General features: G+C 43.8%; 9 protein-coding genes. 3 read left to right on the top strand and 6 right to left on the bottom strand.

The features are described 5' to 3' along the window. Positions 1–96: 96 nt before the first annotated feature. Positions 97–1,068: a helix-turn-helix domain-containing protein gene (locus tag FTD44_RS06170; RefSeq protein WP_222165642.1), complete on the top strand. Its 972-nt coding sequence runs from the start codon at positions 97–99 to the stop codon at positions 1,066–1,068. A 67-nt stretch (positions 1,069–1,135) separates the two neighbouring features. On the opposite strand, the gene FTD44_RS06175 is transcribed toward FTD44_RS06170, so the two are convergent. From FTD44_RS06175 to FTD44_RS06200, 6 genes are all read right to left on the bottom strand, one after another. Beyond that, positions 1,136–2,068, bottom strand: a complete 933-nt coding sequence (locus FTD44_RS06175; RefSeq protein WP_222165643.1) for a GNAT family N-acetyltransferase — start codon at positions 2,066–2,068, stop codon at positions 1,136–1,138. Positions 2,069–2,147: 79 nt separating this feature from the next. Further along, entirely contained in the window at positions 2,148–3,029 is an 882-nt protein-coding gene (locus tag FTD44_RS06180) for a 1-acyl-sn-glycerol-3-phosphate acyltransferase (RefSeq protein WP_222165644.1), read from the bottom strand. A 63-nt stretch (positions 3,030–3,092) separates the two neighbouring features. Further along, positions 3,093–3,947, bottom strand: coding sequence for a sterol desaturase family protein (locus FTD44_RS06185; RefSeq protein ID WP_222165645.1), 855 nt, complete (start codon positions 3,945–3,947; stop codon positions 3,093–3,095). 155 nt (positions 3,948–4,102) lie between these two features. After that, positions 4,103–5,020 carry a DUF6607 family protein gene (locus FTD44_RS06190; protein WP_222165646.1) on the bottom strand — a complete coding sequence of 306 codons (918 nt, stop codon included), beginning with the start codon at positions 5,018–5,020 and terminating at the stop codon, positions 4,103–4,105. Between the two features lie 59 nt (positions 5,021–5,079). Then, positions 5,080–6,147 carry an HmuY family protein gene (locus FTD44_RS06195; protein WP_222165647.1) on the bottom strand — a complete coding sequence of 356 codons (1,068 nt, stop codon included), beginning with the start codon at positions 6,145–6,147 and terminating at the stop codon, positions 5,080–5,082. A 5-nt stretch (positions 6,148–6,152) separates the two neighbouring features. After that, the gene (locus tag FTD44_RS06200; protein ID WP_222165648.1) at positions 6,153–8,249 is read right to left on the bottom strand and encodes a TonB-dependent receptor plug domain-containing protein; all 2,097 of its coding nucleotides are present in this window, start codon (positions 8,247–8,249) and stop codon (positions 6,153–6,155) included. Positions 8,250–8,435: 186 nt separating this feature from the next. On the opposite strand from FTD44_RS06200, the gene FTD44_RS06205 reads away from it, so the two are divergent. Then, positions 8,436–9,803 carry a peptide-N-glycosidase F-related protein gene (locus tag FTD44_RS06205; RefSeq protein ID WP_222165649.1) on the top strand — a complete coding sequence of 456 codons (1,368 nt, stop codon included), beginning with the start codon at positions 8,436–8,438 and terminating at the stop codon, positions 9,801–9,803. A 371-nt stretch (positions 9,804–10,174) separates the two neighbouring features. Continuing rightward, complete coding sequence (locus tag FTD44_RS06210) at positions 10,175–20,338, top strand: Tc toxin subunit A-related protein (protein ID WP_222165650.1); 10,164 nt, start codon at positions 10,175–10,177, stop codon at positions 20,336–20,338. Positions 20,339–20,342: the final 4 nt, after the last annotated feature.

A 20,342-nucleotide genomic window follows, 5' to 3' on the forward strand; every position in this document is an offset into this window, starting at 1 on the left:
GCCAGATGTATCACAGGACTCCGAAAACAGACTTTATGTACTATCTTTGCCGGATTATGCCTGTGATGTGATTCACTTAGTTAATTCAGATTTGACATGAAAACGATAGGAGAAAATACACCATCACTTACCCTTGAAAACTGCTCTAAATGTGTTGCCCAGGATGCTGGCAGTATGCATGTGTGCCATATCGGGAAAGGCTCTGTTCAGGAAGTGTTTCTGAAAGACTTTTCAATCTGCTATGGTAATGTAGATATGATGCGCGAACGCCTGATTAGCTATGAGTATGCAGAGCCCAGTGTAAAAATGTTGTTTCAGTTCTGTGGATCCAGGATTGTAAAGATCGATGGATTCAAAGAAGATGTGGAAATGTCCTGCAACAGCCATACACTCCTGTATACTAATATCAATGCCGGCCAGGTACATTATTCCGGTTGTGAACAGCAAAAGTTCATGGAGGTCAATTTCAAACCGTCTTTCCTGATTCCTTACCTGCCTAACGAGACAATATTCAGCAAATTTCTCTCCCGCATAAAGGAGCAGAAAAACGCAGTATTGTCCGGCACGAAAGGTCTTGTTTCTGTTCCGATGCAGCAGGTGATCGACAGCATCTTTGACAGTAAGCGCAGTGGTGCATTACAGCATTTATTCCTCGAAAGTAAGGTGAAAGAACTCTTACTCCTCCAGATCGAAAGCTACCTTAAATCTGCGGCTGAAGACAAAGCTGCGGTACATAAATATCATGTAGACAAGATTTACCAGGCAAAGGCAATTATCGAAGCCAATATAGGCCATCCCTGCTCGCTGATTGATCTGGCACACCAGGTAGGTACTAATGAGTGCACGCTCAAAAAAGGTTTCCGTGCTTTACTGGATACCAGCGTTTACAGCTACTGGAACGATCTGAAAATGCAAAAGGCTTATAAAATGCTCCAGGAAAGTGATGCTTCTATAGCAGACATTGCGCTGGATACCGGATTTAAAACGCCCCAGCACTTCTCTACTGCGTTCAAAAAGAAATATGGCATAACACCCGGAAAGGTAAGAACCGAACCGGTTACAAAATAAGATGTTCAATTAAAAAGCGGCTCCTGTATTGTACAGGAGCCGCTTTTTATTATCGTGTTTTGATTATTTATTGTTGCTGGAAAGTACCGACATGCCTTTCCGCTTTGGTCGGAAAAATATCCTTAATGGTAATCAGGATACAGGTTTCCTCTACATCTCCAAAATCAGGATTATTGGCCGTATCGAATGTTTTCATCGTGCTACTCAGGTTCATATAGTTATTGATCAGCGGAGGTATATTTTCACCACGCTCCTTCACAAAGTTATTGAGCAGTAGGTGCCCTTTCTTGTACTCCTGCCCCTGAAGCTGATTCAGAAAATCACTCACGGGACTCACAATATTCACTTTCAGCTCCGGTTTTGCCTGCAGCAAATTATCCTTGTCAGGGAAGTAATACTGCATAAAGGCCATAATATGATCTCTGGCCAACAGGTCGAAGGTCTTGTACATGGTCACTTTACCAAAGAAATACTGAATATCAGGGTGCAATACTACAAGTGCTCCCAGTCCATCCCAAAGATTATCCAGGCTGAAAAGTCCTTTCTTACCTCCGTCTTTTCCCTGGTACAAAGGTTGCACGAAACTGCGGCCCAATTCTATGGTATCCGGCAGGTAATTCTTTATAAATTGTTCTGAAAAATCAAAGTAGTGTGTGGTAGACAGGTGTACTTTACCTGCTTCGTCAATGGCATCCTTGCATTTAATATAACGATATCCACCAATAATTTCCTTATCCTCCGGGTTCCATACAATCAGTTGCTGATAACTGTATGGTCCTTCATCATTCTCATCCAGGTCATAAGGTTTTCCGGTGCCCCCGCCGCCGTCACGGAAGGCCCACTCGCGCAGGCGGCCGATCTCCAGCAATACATTAGGAGCATTGTCTGCATTTACAATATATATTTCATTGCCTCCCTTATTGGTTTTACGCAAAAAGGTATGCTCGTTCAGCTCCTGCTCTAATAATGCTCTGGATACCGGTGCTATGATCTCTTCCATCAAAATCTTGTAGAATATAGAATAGGTTAAAAGTTATTCAGGTCTAAATTTAATATTAATATTTGTAATCTCTATGACCTTATTTTCCCTTTGAGGGCTGCTGGTACACAAAGGTACGGGCATACTCTTCAAAGCTGAGTTCTGGATTTTTGCCCATTGCATATACGTATGTTCTCATACACTCTGCCCACTCATCCGGCTTGCGGCTATTGTCAAATACGGTATAAGGTATGGGCTTCCCAAAATGTATGTGCGTACTGTTATTGCGCAGCTTATACATTTCATTTGGGAGATAAAGCATTTCAATATTGGCCTTTATCCCTAACATTTTACGGAAGCTGCTGAGTCGGTAAAAGAATTTGCTGAGTTTGCCCTGTACCAGAACAGGGATAACAGGTTGCTTATATTGTACCGCCTTTCTGATAAAGCTGCGGTTCCAGGGAAGATCCTGTATCACGCCATCTATTTTACGGCTTACCAGTCCGGCAGGGAAGATCATCGTTACATTACCACCGGCATATATCTGATCTATCCGACGCAGGTTCTGGGCTGCATTAGCGCCTACTTTATTTACAGGCACGAAAAGAGAACCAAAGTTTTCTAACCGCGTAAGGATGTCATTAACCAGGAAGTGAATATCTTTTCTTACTCTACCTACAATCTGTATTAATGCCATGCCATCTATACCACCAAGCGGGTGATTAGAGGCGATAATGCAACCCCCATCTGCCGGTACATTTTCCAGGCCCGACCAGGTGATCTTTGCATCTACCTCTTCCAGTGCGGCATCAAGGTATTCAAATTCAAACTTATGGTGATTTGCATTTTCGAAGCGGTTGATATCCTCTTCATGTACAATATTCTTGATGTAGTTAACCAGAAAGCTGGGCGTCCACTTATGGGCAGCCGGATTTTTATCCCGGAAGATCTTATCTATATCCACATATTTCTTAAATGCCATACTCAACTTATTGAACCTTGCAAATTAGTGAATTTATGCGGCTTGTATTGCAAATATGGGTGTTTAACGGAGAAATTTTGCATTTCTGTTAGTACTCCACTCCGGTGGCATCAGGGCCAACAGGAATTTTTCCCGGATCGTTTTTGCCGCCCGCATCTCTGCAAACAGTTTCCGGAAAGCATATAACTGTACATCCCAGAATCCCTTGGGCTCATGGCCTATAGAGCCGTATACCGGCTTTTCCTCTTCTGCCACAAAAGTTCCGAAAAGCTTATCATATACATTCATAAACTCGCCGTAATTCTTATCGATATACTCCGGGTTGCGTGCATGATGTACATGGTGTGCAGAAGGGTCGATCATAATCCAGTTCACCAATGGTATTTTGGACACCAGATCTTCATTGATATGTATAAATGTACCCCAGATCTTAAGCAATGAGTATGTGATCACGAAGACGACCGGCTCTACACCAAACAAAGGTATAAGCAGGTATAATGCATCCGTACTGATGACGTCAAATATAGAGTTCCTCACCCCCGTAGAGGTATTCATATGTAATGCAGAGTGATGTACCTCATGCAGGCACCAGAAAAAACGCACTTTATGGCTCAGGTAATGGGAACAGTATTGCAGGAATGTGTACAGGAAGAAGCATAAAGTAAACTGGTACCAGCCCGGAGGGAGGTCTATAAAACGATGCTGATACAAATAGGGATTAACCCGGGCAAGCAGTATATACTGAAGACTTGTCTGGGTCACAATGACCAACAGACCGGACAGGACATTGATGCGGACTTCCTTTAAAAGGAAGCGCTTGTTATTATAAAGATTGTATGCAAATTCCAGCGCTATAAAACTGATCACATAGACGGGCATAAACTGTTTCAATGATTGGTAAAAGGCGATCTGATTCATAAATGATCATATTTTATTATATCCTCTCCAACGTCCAGATAATTTCTCCACAAATTTAATGAATCAGGATATTAATAAAACATCTATTAACCATCATTTATGAAATAAAAAAAGGTACCCTATTCAGGGTACCCATCACATTGTGAAAAGAAAGTTTATTTGATTGTGATGTACTTCATCATTACTTTTTCAATTTCTTTTTTGCGTGCTGCATCTTTCAGTTGTTTTTGCTCAACTACATCCAGTGCCTCATACATTAATTTATCATCTACCGCTTTAACCAGGGTCAGGGTATTGCCTTTAGACATTTGCTCATTCCATACAGCTACTACATCTTTCCAGAATTCTTTTTTCTCAGCAGTCCAGAATTTAGCGGCAGCGGCACATTTGCTGTCTTCTACACGCACATATTTGTTATATCCTTTTTCGTATGCCAGTACATTATCAGCAGCTCCTTCTTTGCGAATGATCTTTTTATTGTCCTGCTCGTGCATATATCCTTTAGAAGAAACGATCAGGCGATTGGTACGCTCCATTACGTTATAATCGCTGCGTTTAGTATACTCTCTGCGAGGTAAAGGTGCATCTGCAGTGTTCAACCAGAAAAGCTGGCCATTAGTCTCTACCCATTTAGAAGTACCCTGGTAACGTGGTGCATCATCTACTTCCCATACCGTTTGTGTCCACTCACCTTTTACAGCAGCTGCGCTTAATGGTGCTTTTTTGATCCATTTCTGATCGCCGTTATAGCTCCATAAGTTTGCTTTTTCAAACTCCCAGTCTTCTCTCCAGTGCTTGATCACCTGACCACCGGCAACCAGTAAGTGCTGCATTACATATTTTTTAGGAGTAGCTTCCAGAGGCAATACCATTTCCACTACTGCATGCTCATTCAGCTTACCTACAGTTTGTTTTTCTGTAGTATCGTTAGTGAATGTCTCTGCGTAGTTGAAGCTAACTTCGAAACAGCCGCACAGGTTTTTAATTGCTTCCTGATCTTTTGCTGTTTGTGCGTTTGCGGCAGAGATTGCTGCCAGTACTGAAATCCCCGTAATTGCTAATGTTCTTAACATGATTTTTTGTATTGTAATGATTGATTTAAGCTTAGTATTTATAAGTAATAAAGTATGAATTATTGAAGCAGTTCGTATCTCAACTCCGGTCGTCCTCTTTCTCCACCATCTTCAGAAGTGAAACTCAGGAACTTCAACCTGTAGTAATTGCCCTGGCTGTCTTTTACAATATAGAAGCGGGTCTTGATCACGCCAGGATCAGTAACACCTGGTGCCGCGGTTTTACGCCATCTGCTACCAATTTTCCAGCGCTCGCTGACAAAAGTTTCTGCCTCAGCCATAGCCCTGGTATAATTATTAAAAGCAGTTGTAGCTTCTGCTGCGGTTGCATATTCCTTTTCTACAGCCATTGTACCATTGAGATAGTTGATGGCTACCAGATCAGAGAAAACATATGCTACGAAATCGTTACCAAGCGGTGTTTTATAGATCGCCATGGTCCACATAATGTCCCAGTCAGATTTCCTGGGTTCCCCGGTTACTTCACCCTGCTCAAAGGACCAGTATTTAAAGTTATAGTCCTCGTTTTTGGCAATTTCAATTGTATTGAACGTGGTAGCATCAATCGGCGCATACTGCAAAGTATAGCCACCGCTTACGTTACGCTGTAAACGAATCTTTATAAGATCTCTTGCCGCAACCGAACCCGCTGTACCACGATGAATGACAATTACTTTATTTTCTGCCTCAGTGCTGCTGACTACCGGAATGGCCGTTTTCGTCAGGTCTCCGTCAATATCATCTATCATAGCAAACGCTTCCGGCGAAGGATTGGCGATATCCAGCTCAAAGCTGACACCTGCTACATCTGAACTATTAACCGCATTGATATCGGTCTTATTGGTCACTTTGGCCATAGCAGCCGTAGTATTATTGATCAATACACGAAAATCGCTACCGCAGTAAAAGGCCAGATCCCAGCCCGAACGTGTAAGTGTACCCTGCTTATCTTTACTGAAATCGATAAATACGGAATTGGCAGCAGCAGAGCCTTGCTCTGAACCGGCTATTCCATCTACCTTAAGTGTATTTCCTGTAGAGGCAGGAACTTTAATATTTTCGATCTTTGTTTTATCACAAGATGCAAAACACAGAACCAGCGCGGTCAACCAGAATGCATATTTCATACTCACTATTTTAATTTGTTACTAAAGTTTACATTCAGTGCAAGGAAGCAGGAGCGACCATAACTAAATGCAATATTACCCCCACCACCATGCACCGATCCGGAAGAAGCGGTGCTGGACAGCTGGTTTACATTAAACAGGTTGCGCACCCCACCAGTAATGCTCAGCACAGAATTGATCCGTTGCTGTACATTCAGGTCAGCCAGGTGATACCCCTGGGTAGAACCAATCACTAATTCCTGTTCACCCTGAGCGTTTGTTGATGAGATATACGAGTTACGTCTGCCTGTGTATTTATAAAATAAGTTGATCTTTGTTTTCGTTGAATTGATGCGGTACATCACTTCAACATTCACTTCAGGACTCCAGTTAAAAGTAGACACCTGGTGTTCAAACTTAGGAGATACTTCATTGTATAATCCTAATAATAAACCACCCAGTTTCCAATCGATATTCTGTGTTGTGTATTTATTAGCCAGAGAGAATCCTGTCGTTTTGTTTTTGGCAACATTATCATAGATGTATTGCTGGTTATTAGCTGATGACATCGCCAATACAATCTGATTGTCGAAGGTATTATAGAAGTAACCTACCTCTGTTGAATACACGCTTTTATCATTTACCGGTTTGCGGTAGGTCAGTGATCCGTTAAAGCTATGAGAGTATTCAGCTTTAAGATTGGCATTACCCACAATATTGTGGTTGGCATCCTGGAAGTTGAAATACAGCTCTGTCAGCGACGGAGCTCTGAAGCCTCTTGCATAGGCCAGGCGCAGGGACAAATTATTATTGAAGCGGAATAAAGTATTTAATGAAGGTAATGCCGGTGGTGCATCGTATTTAGAATTCTTATTGAATCGTACACCAGGACGTACATTAATACGGTCTGTGGGTTTGTATTCTGCAGACAGGAAACCCGCATAATTGCTGATTTCGGGTCTGCCTTCAATACGGTCTCCGCTAGCTACATCACGGCTATACTCTACCCCCGGCTGCAGGCTAAGCTTGTCATTAATATTATATACCAGCGAGGTTCTAAAGTTAAGTGCATTGAACTTTGCAGTATCCTGTGCGCCCTTGGTTTGCGGTAAAGAAATCGTACGGGTATTATAGTCGATCAGTTCTGTTTTGGTAAACCTTGTATAATCGGTAAAATTGACATTGCCATTCAGGAACAGATCAGGATTCCAGCGATAATTGAACTGTGCCTGATGTGCCATACGACTTGTCGTAAAAGTCTGTGTTGTGGCTTTATAAATATCGGTATTAATTGCACCCTTACCTACAATCTGTTCCAGCAGGTAATCATTACGGTAAAATACATCCCAATGCTTCGCACGATAACCCAGTTTTACAGATGGTAACCACTGCTCCTTAGGCTTCCAGCTGTGATTGCGGCCGATACTATCGGCGCCGAAACCACCAAAATCATAATGTAACAGGCTTACCAGAGCACTCCAACCGGCATTATCCCAACCGGCACTCAATTGCTGTGTGTGCAGGCCTTTTCCTGTGCCCGGGCTGTATTCTTTACCGGCAGTCTCTTCTGCAATCTGGGCCTGGACCTGCAGCGTTTTCGCCGCTGGTTTTTTAGTAATAATATTAATAACTCCGGCCAGCGCATCTGTACCATACATAGTAGACATTGGCCCTTCTATAATTTCAATACGTTCGATCTGAGCCGCATTGATCTGGTTCAGGCTCTCGCGGATATCGCCGCGATCCAATACCGGCACGCCGTCCATCAGGATTTTGATATTACGACCGCTCATGCCCATTAAAGAGATGTCTGCAGTACCCAAAGCCAAGTCATTGGTAAAACGAATGCCAAGTTCACCGCTAAGGATCTGCTGCACATTAGTTGCTGCACGGGCCTCGATCTTTTTCTGATCGATGACCTGCATCTTATATACTGATCTACGCAGGCTCTGTGGCTGGTACTGTGCGGTAACCACCACCTCATCCAGGTTATGTCGGGTAGAGTCGGATTGCTTTTGTGCATTTGCCGTTTGCGAGAGTCCATTCCCAGCTAAACCTATACACAATACAGTTAAGTGTACACAGATACGGGAACGGCCTTTCAAAAACATAACTTTTCGCACAATTACAAGATTTTTTGCAAAACTATTAACAATAATGGCATTGCAGTTGTCAAATCAGGAACTCTTGTTATAAAATCGGGATTTTTTACGATTATCTGACAATACTATACACATTAATATATTTTGAATGTAGCAGGATTCAGAAAAAGATCAAATTAGCCTTATATTAGCGGAAACATTTAGTACATGAAGAAATTTTTACTTTTCCTGGGTCTGCTGTTCTGCGGCCTTCATTTCTCTGCATCCGCACAGACCACAACCATTAAGGTATTTGATACCGTACTGTATTTTGACGGCTATGCCAACAGAGTAGATACTCCATTGCCTCCTCCTGGTGTTATACGCCACCGTAACGATCTGTATGCACGCAAGCTCAGCACGCAGGAATTACAATCTATCGGCAATACCCTTACCATGAATATAACGATTAAGGCAGCCTGTGATAACTATGACCGTATCGGGAATGTAAACATCGCATTTGTGCCTAAAGGCGATACAACATACAGTCCGGATAGCGTGTCCAGGATTGAAATAGGCCGTTATATTACTCCATTCATGAATAAAAATGTATCTCCAAAGCAGGTGCCCTATACTTATACAATGGACAATGTAGCATACCTTTTGCGTGATGCTGCACTGAATGCGGAATATGACATATGGGTAGAACTGGAGCTATTCGGTGTACCTTATGCAGCTAATACTCAAGTGGCAGGCTGTGCCGGCAGAAACGATGTATTCTACGGATCCCTGGATTTCGTGACCAGCGGCCCTACCGGATCACAGAACAACAATGTGCTTATTCCTATTGCATTTAAAGAATCATTCAATAATTATAATGCAAATGCTACGGATACTGTGGGTAAAACAACCAGAACATTTACGTTTGATGTACCGCAGAACCTGACTGATGCTTCTTTCTTCCTGATTACTTCTAATCATGGTGCAAACTCCGGAGGCGAAGAATATATCCGACGCAACCACTATGTATATTATGACGGCAGCCTGATTCATACGTACAAGCCGGGACGTACCTCCTGTGAGCCGTTCAGACAATACAACACTCAGGGTAACGGCATCTATGGCAGCAGTCCTAAATCGGATGCAACATGGCAGTCTTTCAGTAACTGGTGTCCTGGTGATAAAATCGACATCCGGGTATTGAACCTAGGTCCTGTAACTGCAGGTACGCATAAATTTATGATCAATGTACCAGCGGCTACCTTTGCCGGCGGACAAGGAAACTTCCCGCTGTCATTATACTTCCAAGGTAAAACTTCTGGTATGTTATCGACCAAGGATGCGCAGGTTACGAAATCTTCTTTCAGTGTATATCCTAATCCTGCTCAAGGTGCCGTAATCGTAGAGCAAAAGGGTAACCTATCTATAAAAGGTATACGCGTATATGATGCGCTGGGCAGAAATGTCCTGACACAAGCTCAGGTTAATCAACCGAAATTCAGCTTTGCTACTACAGATTATGCTTCCGGTTTATACCTGATCCATATCGAAACCAAAGAAGGAACTGTAATTGAAAAATTACAGGTTATCAAATAGCACCACAAAAACATTAGTCGTTCCGCAGGGAAGCTCCAAAAGGGCTTCCCTGCTTGTTTTTAGCCCTTTTGAGTAATTTATCATTTGCTGCGTCACAGCTTGACGGAGACACGTTGTTTCTTTGCTCTAACAAACCAGAAAACCCTATCACCCAAAAACCACACCTATGATTTTATATATTCCTCGGCCTGAAGCGCCCTTATTAAAACCGGTATAAAAGCATTGCTCCGGCACCTGATAGTATAATCATACAAGCATACCAAAACCTGCATTCTTCATTCGGCACTAGCGAGAATAAGATGCCACACCCTACAGGGGGTATGTCATTGTATTGCCTTATAAACCCCATATTTTTTAAAACCCTATTATTTATGACAACTTATCAAAAACTAACCGGTAAAGTGACCATTACCGGTGGAAAACCGGCCAGCCAAAATCCATCCGGCCTGTTATTACAAACCTACATCAGTACCGCACCGGAACACCTGCTATGGCTGGGATCTGCCCGTGTAGCCGCAGACGGCAACTTTACGCTGCTGGCCAACACAGATAGCACGGCCTCAGACAACATGATTATCTATGTCTACAACAATGAAACATTGATCAAGCAATTTTCTCTGGAAGGCATCAAAGAAGACCTGGAAATCGAAATTACAGCAACAGAATATGATACAGCCGTACCGGATGATGTGATGGGCAAAGAACATGCTGATTATTTTGTGATCCGTGGTTCTGTATTACTGGGTACTGCAGGTGTTGCTGCCGTGCCACTGGACACCAATAACTGGCAGCTGGTATTGCAGAAGGCTCTATTCCGCGAAAGTATTGCCATTGCAGGTACACAGATCGATGCTTTTGGCAATTTCGAGTTCAAAATTCCGTATCGACTGTTGTATGAAAGCACAACTGCCAAAGAGTTCAATGCAATCCCTAAACTGCAGATTGCACTGGAGCGCAATGAGATTACCGGTCCGGTTGCACTGTCTTCATGGATCGACCTGGATGTACAGGAGCAGTTTATAACGGTGAAAATGGATACACCAAGTCAGTATAGTGATTTCTACAGAGAGTACGATTACACAACACAGGTAATCGTAGAAGTTTCTGGATTTGGGGAAACAGTCTTCAATGGCTTTATTACAGAAGGCGAACAACCTGAGATAAACCTGCTGAAAGCCACAACTGGTATAGACCCAGTAAATGTGGGCAACCGAATTGCAGCAGCCAAACTGACCAGTAGTTATGGTCTTAATGCAGAACTGATGTATGCATTGATCCGTAAAGGATACCCAACAATGGAAGCTATCACTACACTGAACGCTGAAAGCATTTTAGCTATTGTTCAGGAAGCGAAAGATCAATGGGTCATCAACAATGAAACTTCGACAAGCACACTGGTAGAGAAAATTGACCTGGCCCGCGTGAATATGGCTACCGAAGAACTTACCTCTGACGGCGTAAGCCTGAGAACTCTGTTACTGGCCATGGTGAATGATGCTGGTGTGGTAGAAGCGTTCCTGAAAATGTATCTGAACAATGATTCAGAGGATATGCCTGATTTCTGGGAAAGCGTAGCAGCTTCTTCTGTAGGAACGGTCAATACCAAACGCTTCCAGGATGGCCTGCAGGTAATGGCTGTGGTAGGTATGCAACCGGAAATGATCCAGTTCATTATGGAAAAAGATCTGCCCGCTGATGTAAGTGAATACCTGAAACAATCACAAACAGACTGGTACAAAGACATTGACGATGTTTGCGAAGAGCATCTGAAGCTCTGTGTACCTGATGGTATCCGCAATGGTGTATCTCAGGAAGACTATACCAATATTGAGGTGAAGCAAGCCTATAGTGAAAAAATCTTCAATATCGTTTCCGAATTATATACGGTAAGCCGTATTAAAGATATGCTGACGACCGATACGACTTTCATGGAAAAATTCACGAAGGCAACAGAAATTAAAGCATTCCTGAATGCAAATCCTGAATTTGATTTCAGCATCAGCCGCATCTGGGATGTAGCACCAGAGGTTGATGAAGAGACCCGTAAAGAACTACAGGGACTGCAGAATATGACCCGACTGGCTTCAGGCAAAACTGACATGCTGCATAAACTGATTACTTCCGATTTCCGTTCTTCCAGTGCTATCGTGGCAGAAGGTAAAGATTCCTTTGTGACTAAGCTCTCTGGTGAACAGCCGGAGCAATATGCTGCAATTGCCAACGACATTTTCAACAAAGCAAAACTGGTAGATGCACATATCAAACAATCTTATGTACAGTTGCTACCGGGCAACTTTGTAGATAAGGTAACTACCGATTGGGCATCCACTATATGGACCAGTGAGGCGCAACCGGGTTCTGAATACAGTTATCCCGATCTCGAAACATTGTTCGGCGATATGGACTTCTGTGCCTGTTCCGACTGTTCTTCTATGTACAGTCCATCAGCTTATTTTACCGATGTCTTCAACTTTATTAAGACTAAATTGATGAGCAATGCAGGAGAAGAACTGGTGCGCCGCAGACCAGATCTGAAACACATTGATCTGAGCTGTAAGAATGCTAATACACTCATGCCATATATTGATCTGGTGAATGAGGTCCTGGAATTGCAGATCCTGAAAGACATCTCTAAACAGAATGGACCGGACAAAGACATGTTCGTCCCAAACTCCTTCCAGACCACAGCTACCGCTGAGGAGCTGGCAGCTTATCCGGAGCATACTTATAATGTTGTAGAAACCATTAGCGGCAAACTACATAAAACGCCAACGGCATACCACAACTACGTAAAAGTATATGATGATCGTCTGAATAAGGCTATCTTCCCTAATACCTTACCCTTCAACCTGGCCACAGATGAGAGCCGCGTATTCCTGAAGCACCTGGGTCATGCCCGTAAAGACCTGATGCAATTGTTCAAGTCTACTACATTTGATACGGTATGGAACAATGCAGAAGTGAATGCATACACTGCTGCTGCCGAGGCACTGGAAATCAACAGTCAGGTTGCCGATATCATTACCAAAAACGTTTCGAATGATCTCTGGAAATACTATGGATTTGCTGCCGAAAATACCTGGTATGATACCCTGCGTACCGACCTGGAAACCCTGCTGCACAATATCCAGGTGGAATACAAGACCTTCCTGGAAATGCTCACTACCGACTTCCTGAACCCTGTTGTACCAGTCATCAATGGTCGTGCATTTGCAATTACCTCGAAGTCTGGCGCGCAAGCAGATACCTGTAAGTTGGAGGAGTTAATGCTGGAGTTTAATGTTACTCCTGGTGACAATACAACACAAATTAAAGACAAGAAAGTAGCTTTCTTCGACAAGCTGCACCGATTTGTACGCCTGATAAATGCTACCGGTTGGACAGTGTACCAGCTGGACACAATACTGCGCAGCCTGGATGCAGAGGATATCACAACCATTGAACTGATCTATGTCGCACTGACCAAGCAATGGTCGGAACAATACTCCCTGGCTCCTGAATACCTCTGTGCTTTATGGAGTGGTATTGATACCGTACGATATATAAATATGGATAACGAGACGCAACCGGAATATCCGTCTGCATATGATCGTTTGTTCCGTAACAAAGGGGTTACGAATCCTACAGATCCGAACTTTGAAGATCACAGTGCGATCTCAGGAACGATCCAGGATAACCTGGGTACGATTATTGCCGCATTTAATACCACCGAAGAGGATATTACAATGGCGATCGGCAGCAATCTGAATGTGAACACCACGCTGGAATTACTCAGCCGCATACAGCAGCATGTGTTATTGTATCGCTTAACGGGTTATGAATCCCTGAAGGAATTATACTACAACCTGCAGTTAACCTTCAACCTTTCATTTGATGATGCTACTCCTGCAACTGCCATTGCATCGTTCCGCAAATTCCGGGAAGCAAAAGCCTTTGCCGATAAATGTGTACTGAAAACAGACGAACTGCAATTCCTCCTGCAGCACCGCGACAGTGGCAATAAATTTATCGTAGATGATGCCAGCATACAAGCATTCTACGAGCAGTTGAGAACGGAGCTGAAACAGGTGCTGGGCGATGGCAAACTTACCGGCAACACGGATGAGATACTGGCCATGAAAGATCGTCTGGAAAAACTAACGATTCAGAAATTTACCGCTGCATTTGCTACAGATCTGGATTATACCAAAGCATTGTTATCTGGTCTGATCGTACCACTGTCCAGTACAAAAACATTGCTGGAGATACTGGTATCTGATGAATTTATCAACAGTACAATAGCCATCACAGCTACAGACTTTATTGCCGGGCTCATCACTTTTGATGAACTGTACAGAACGTATCACTTGTGTTCTAAAGCAGCACTGATCACTTCAAAACTGTTGTTAGGCTCTAAGTCGTCTATCTTATTGCAGCAGGCCAATGCACCATTGGGAGTATTCAATATCAATGATCTTCCGGTAGCCGCGTTCCAGACCGGACAAGATCTTGTTGATGGATTTACCAATCTCAATAACTGGATTGAGCTGAGAGATACCTTGCGTCTGACCGACACACAGCTGATCGGCACCCTGAAGGAGATTACCACCGGTGTGGACAATAGCCAGCTGCTGCAGACACTGGTCAATACCATGCTGTGGAGTGCCGATGACCTGGTATACTTACTGGGTGAAGGCATTACCAATAAAGGTGTGCTGAAATATACCTTCTCTCCGGCAGTACCCAATACCCATAATTACCGCAAAGCCAGCCTGCTCCTGCAGGTCGATAAGATCATGCGCGCCATCAAAAAAACGGGTCTTTCTGCACGAGCGTTACACGAGAGTTTATTGCCCCAAATAGCAACAGAGCAATCTGTAGCCGTGCGTAAAGCTGCAAAAGCCAAATATGAGATTACCGAATGGTATGGCGTGGTAAAACCATTGCAGGATGTATTAAGAAGAAGTCAGCGTAATGCATTGGTTGATTATCTGCTGGCTAATCCGGCTATTGTATTGCAAGACAGTACCATGAAAATGAAGAATGAAAACGACTTGTTCGCATATCTTCTGATTGATGTAGAAATGGAATCCTGTATGAAGACCTCACGTCTGAAACTGGGTATCAGCAGCCTGCAATTATTTTTGGATCGTGCTATTCTGAACCTGGAGCGCAAATATACAATTACTCCTCCGGTACCTCCTGCTACTACACCGACAGTTACAAGCGCGTCAATTATTCTTACAGAAGACAATATTGCCCAATGGCAGTCCTGGAGAAAATGGTATCGCATCTGGGAAGCAAACCGCAAAATCTTCATGTATCCGGAGAACTGGATCGAACCGGAACTGCGGGATAAGAAAACCGGTTTATTCAAAGAACTGGAATCACACCTGTTACAGGATGAGGTAACTGACACACGTGTGGAAGAAGGATTCCGTACTTACCTGGACGGACTGAATGAAATCGCCCGACTGGAGCCAGTTTCAGCTTACCATCAGACCAGCTACGGAAAAGATATCCTGCACGTATTTGGTCGCACAGACAGCAATCCGCAACGTTACTATTACCGTAACCGTGAGGATAATGAATGGTCTGAATGGCAACGGGTGTCTGTTGATATCAAGAGCCAACACGTAGTGCCGGTAATGTGGAACAACAAGATGTACCTGTTCTGGTTGACTTTCCAGAAGAAAAAACCAAGTACAAGCAGCAACACTGATACTTCTTTAAGCGTTACCGACAGACCTGGCGCTACTGTGGGTAATGGTAAGCCTAGCATGGACAGCAAAGCAGACCGATTCGCCGATCCTAAAAAGGTCAGAGAATTTGCCTACACTGGAAACAACTGGACCGAATTAATGACCAATCCCTATGCCAATGCAGGAACTCCGATCATGAATGACATGGACAACGACCGTTACAGCACCTGGAACATTACCCTGAACTGGAGCCAATTCCAGGACGGAAAATGGTTAAGCCATGATCTGAGTAAGGACATTATGGACATTGATCTGGCGAAGATTCAGATCAACGGCAACGATAAGGCGAGTATTACGGATAATGCACAAGCTGCTGATATCATTTACAAACTGACCAATAATGGGTCTATTACAATTGAAGAATTCTTCCGTAAAAGAATCTTCCTGTTCACACCGTTCGATCTGACAAAAGATACAGAAGATGGTATTGCATTCAACCTGCTATTCGCTCCGGGATTGAATGAGGTCGGAACTGGTCTACATACTTTCCTGTGGAAAGGAGATAACAGCCGTGATCCGTTTGTATTAAGAGACAGCGATCGCGGACACAGTATGCTGGCTCCAAGCGGTACGCGTTTCAATAATATGAAATTTGTACAGGACAAGGCACAAGGTGCAGGATTCAAGAAAGATGCAGCATATAGCCATAATAATTCCGGGTACTTTACGTATTCGTACCTGACCTATTACCCTAACCAGGCATCTGTAAAAGTGTACGGCTCTCCGGTACAGATCCTGAAGCAGTCGCCGACACCGTTCCGTTTAACGGCTTGTGCCGCTACGACAACGGATACGATGTTTGACCCGGTGAATAAACGCTTCTTCTATGAAGATGAAAACAATACCTTCCTGGTTGAAGATACATCCGGTACACTCACCGCCTACTTCGATCCGAAACTGATCAATGCGGGTAAATATATCTCCCTGGATAATGTGACGCGCTTCTCTGCAGCGAATTTCTCTGCTACGGCAACCAAGTCCGGTGCTATCAGCAATACACCGGTACTGGGCCAGAGCAAAACAGCAGAAAAGGGTTATAAATTCCAGACATTCTACCATGCACAGGCTCCGAAACTTACGGCAGCACTGAACCGTGGCGGTATTGCCAATCTGTTGACCCTGGCCAATCAAAGTCAGTCGGACAGCATGGGATTTGCAGCGAAGTATGCACCAACAGCTAAGGTAACCAGTCCTTATCCGAAGAATAATATGCAGTTCGACTTCTCCGATCCGTTCAGCATGTATAACTGGGAACTGTTTTTCCATGCGCCAATGCTGATTGCACAACAACTAAGCAATAACCAGCAGTTTGCCGAAGCACAAAAATGGTATCATTATATCTTCAATCCGACCAGCACCACCGGAAATGGCGTGCAGCGTTACTGGAAATTCCAGAAGTTCTATGAGATTTCGGGGACTCCGATCCAGACGATAAATGATCTGCTGATCAGCATCCATAACAATAACCCGGATGCGGTGGCACAGGTGAAGAAATGGGAAAAAGACCCGTTCAATCCACACCTGATTGCCCGTATGCGTATACTGGCGTACATGAAAAATGTGCTGATGAAATACCTGGATAACCTTATTGCCTGGGCGGATAATCTCTTCAAAAGAGACACCATCGAATCCATCAATGAGGCTACGCAACTATACATTTTAGCAGCCAACCTGCTGGGTGAACGTCCGAGACAAATTCCTGCAAGAGTTAAACGTACCGATCTCACTTTCGAAGAGCTGGCCGATGAAGGACTGGATGCATTATCCAATGCAATGGTCGCTATCGAATCATTCCTGGCACCTAATCAGGCTCCGGGTGTTAACATCTATCAAACTGATGCAGAGAAGGGTGAGGATCGCAAAGAAGAAGGTGGTGTGCCTTTACAAACCTTCTACTTCTGTCTGCCGAAAAACGACAAACTGCTGTCTTACTGGGATACTCTGGCGGATCGCTTATTTAAGATCCGCAACTGTATGAACATTGATGGCGTTACACGCCAGCTGGCCCTCTATGAGCCACCGATCGATCCGGCATTACTGGTACGCGCAAAAGCTATGGGCCTGAGCACGGAAAGTCTGATGAATGACATTTTCGGCAAAGGCAGACCATTCTACCGATTCAGCTATATGGTACAAAAAACCAATGAACTGCTGGGTGACGTAAAATCACTGGGAGGTTCTATGTTGAGCGCCCTGGAGAAGAAAGATGCAGAAGCCTTGTCTTTATTACGCTCCGGCCAGGAATACGACCTGCTGGAAAAAGTAAAAGAGATCAAGACGCAACAGATCGCAGAAGCGACCAGCAACCTGGAAAACCTGCGCCTGGCGAAGAGCAATACGCAGATCCGCTACGACTTCTACAGCTCCAGACCGTTTATGAATGCCAATGAGCAAAAACATCTGGACAAAATGCAATCTGCAATGATCTTCCAAATCGTACAGGGCGTTTTACAAACCGCAGGAGGAATAGCGGCAACAATTCCGACAATTCATGCTCAGGCATTGGCATCCGGTGCCAGCTTTGGAGGTTTGCATATGGCTAATATCTTCAATGCAGCCAGCGCTGCTGCCGGAATTAAAGTCGCTATTGACAATACAAAAGGCTCTATGGCTGCCACAACCGGTGGTTATGAGCGCAGAAGAGATGACTGGCAGATGCAGGCGGCAACAGCAGCGAAAGAACTGCAGCAACTGGATCAACAAATACTTGCCGCAGAAATCCGACTGGATATCGCGAATAAAGAACTGCGCAACCATGAGTTGCAGATGGATCACAACATCGCTGTAGACAACTACATGCGCAGCAAGTTTACCAATGTTGATCTGTACAGCTGGATGATTGCACAATTAGCAACTACCTACTTCCAGAGCTACCAGATGGCTTATGACCTGGCTAAACAGGCTGATGTATGCTTCCAGAGCGAATTGCCGGCAGGTAAATACCCAACCGGAGGTTTCATCAAATATGGTTACTGGGATAGCCTGAAAAAAGGTTTACTGAGCGGAGAGAAATTACAGATGGACCTGCGCAAAATGGAACTGGCGTACATGGAGTCTAACGAACGCGAATTGGAACTGACCAAACATGTATCCATGGCGATGTTCAGCCCTGCTTCTATTATTCAACTGCGCGAATCAGGAAATTGTACCATTGATATTCCGGAAGTGTTATTCGATCTGGATTATCCGGGCCATTATATGCGCCGCATCAAATCGGTAAGCATTTCTGTGCCTTGTGTAGCAGGACCATACACGACCATCAGCTGTGAATTGCGACAAGTGAATAGTAAATACCGCAAGTCTGCCAGTACTGCCGGCAACTATACCGATTCGGATAAATATGTATCCACTACATCTAATAGTGTAGTAGCGACCAGCAGTGCGCAAAATGACAGTGGTGTATTTGAACTGAACTTCAGAGATGAGCGTTACCTGCCGTTTGAAGGCACCGGTGCGATTTCGGAATGGAGCATTACCTTCCCGGATACTTATCGTCAGTTCGACTATGATACTATCAACGATATTATCCTGCATATCAAGTACACAGCCCGTTCTGGTGGTGAAACTTTAAAAACTAAAGCAGAAGAAAATATCAGTACAACACTTGCGGCTATTTCATCAGACATCATGTTACACCGCTATTTCAGTGCCCGTCATGAGTTCAGCAATAACTGGTTTGCCTATGCCAAAAACGTTGAAAGCAACAGCTATGCCCGTTTGCAGATGAGTATGACACAAGACAACTTCCCGTTCTTTACCAAAGGTAAAACCATTACGGTAAAACAGATCAGGATGAGTATGAACGGCAAGTCAAATCTAACGGATGACTATACAGTAAACATTACCTATACCTCGGCAAACGGATATAAAACGGTAAGCAAAACATTCGATAGCGACAATAAATACACCAATACATTTGGTTTAACGACAAATCCGGTTGTCTTCGCGAACAATGCCAAACTGCTGCAGATTGCCATAGCAGACAGTGATGGTAATCCTGTAAATGCAGCTGACTTACTGGATGATCTGTACGTAGTACTGGATTATACCATTGCCTCACCAGGACCGGATACGGAAGAGGATGATGTAGCGCAATTGGACATTCTGACTCAAAATCTGGTCGCATGGTGGAAAGCTGATTCAGATCACAATACAATCAGTTCCGGAAAAGTAACCAAACTTCAAGATGAAAGTGGAAATGGAAGAGACCTGCTACCATTAGGCACTTTCGAAAAGCCTTCAGTATTGGAAGAGAATGATAGTAAAAAAGTAGTATTTACCAACCAAAGTATTTTAGTCGAACCTACTACACTTGGCAATACAGGTATAAAGAGTAATACCTCCTTTACGGTTATTGCTTTGTGCAATACATGGTTTTGTCATGGAATCGAAACTGTTATAAATGGATATGGCAACGATTGGGGCTATCGCTTCATACCAAGCCATTGTGGAGTCGTACTCAACAACCCTGCACAGGATTATATGACCTATTATTCAGTGGGCGGAAACTTTCAAAATCTCGCTTATGTAAATACGATCAAACAAAATGCCAGCAATACTGATGTCAAAATCATGGATATAAATGGCGCCACAGTTCACTCTGTAACACATGCCGCTACACAAATCAGAGCATCACAAACTGCAGGGTTTGTTCTGGGAGCTTCAGTCGTTCCAACTTATACATCTGATGGTGACTTCTATGAAGCATTAGTCTATGATCGAGTACTCACCGATGTTGAAATCCAATCTGTACTGACCTACCTGAAATCAAAGTACCCATTCCTTAACGCATAAACCT

It is taken from the genome of Edaphocola aurantiacus, from assembly GCF_019797745.1.
In the GTDB taxonomy this organism is placed as follows: Bacteria; Bacteroidota; Bacteroidia; order Chitinophagales; family Chitinophagaceae; genus Edaphocola; species Edaphocola aurantiacus.

What these genes read in the sequence shown, in the direction of transcription:
- FTD44_RS06170 (WP_222165642.1), top strand. Translation starts at nt 97, where the DNA reads ATGAAAACGATAGGAGAAAATACACCATCACTTACCCTTGAAAACTGC.
- FTD44_RS06175 (WP_222165643.1), bottom strand. Translation starts at nt 2,068, where the DNA reads ATGGAAGAGATCATAGCACCGGTATCCAGAGCATTATTAGAGCAGGAG.
- FTD44_RS06180 (WP_222165644.1), bottom strand. Translation starts at nt 3,029, where the DNA reads ATGGCATTTAAGAAATATGTGGATATAGATAAGATCTTCCGGGATAAA.
- FTD44_RS06185 (WP_222165645.1), bottom strand. Translation starts at nt 3,947, where the DNA reads ATGAATCAGATCGCCTTTTACCAATCATTGAAACAGTTTATGCCCGTC.
- FTD44_RS06190 (WP_222165646.1), bottom strand. Translation starts at nt 5,020, where the DNA reads ATGTTAAGAACATTAGCAATTACGGGGATTTCAGTACTGGCAGCAATC.
- FTD44_RS06195 (WP_222165647.1), bottom strand. Translation starts at nt 6,147, where the DNA reads ATGAAATATGCATTCTGGTTGACCGCGCTGGTTCTGTGTTTTGCATCT.
- FTD44_RS06205 (WP_222165649.1), top strand. Translation starts at nt 8,436, where the DNA reads ATGAAGAAATTTTTACTTTTCCTGGGTCTGCTGTTCTGCGGCCTTCAT.
- FTD44_RS06210 (WP_222165650.1), top strand. Translation starts at nt 10,175, where the DNA reads ATGACAACTTATCAAAAACTAACCGGTAAAGTGACCATTACCGGTGGA.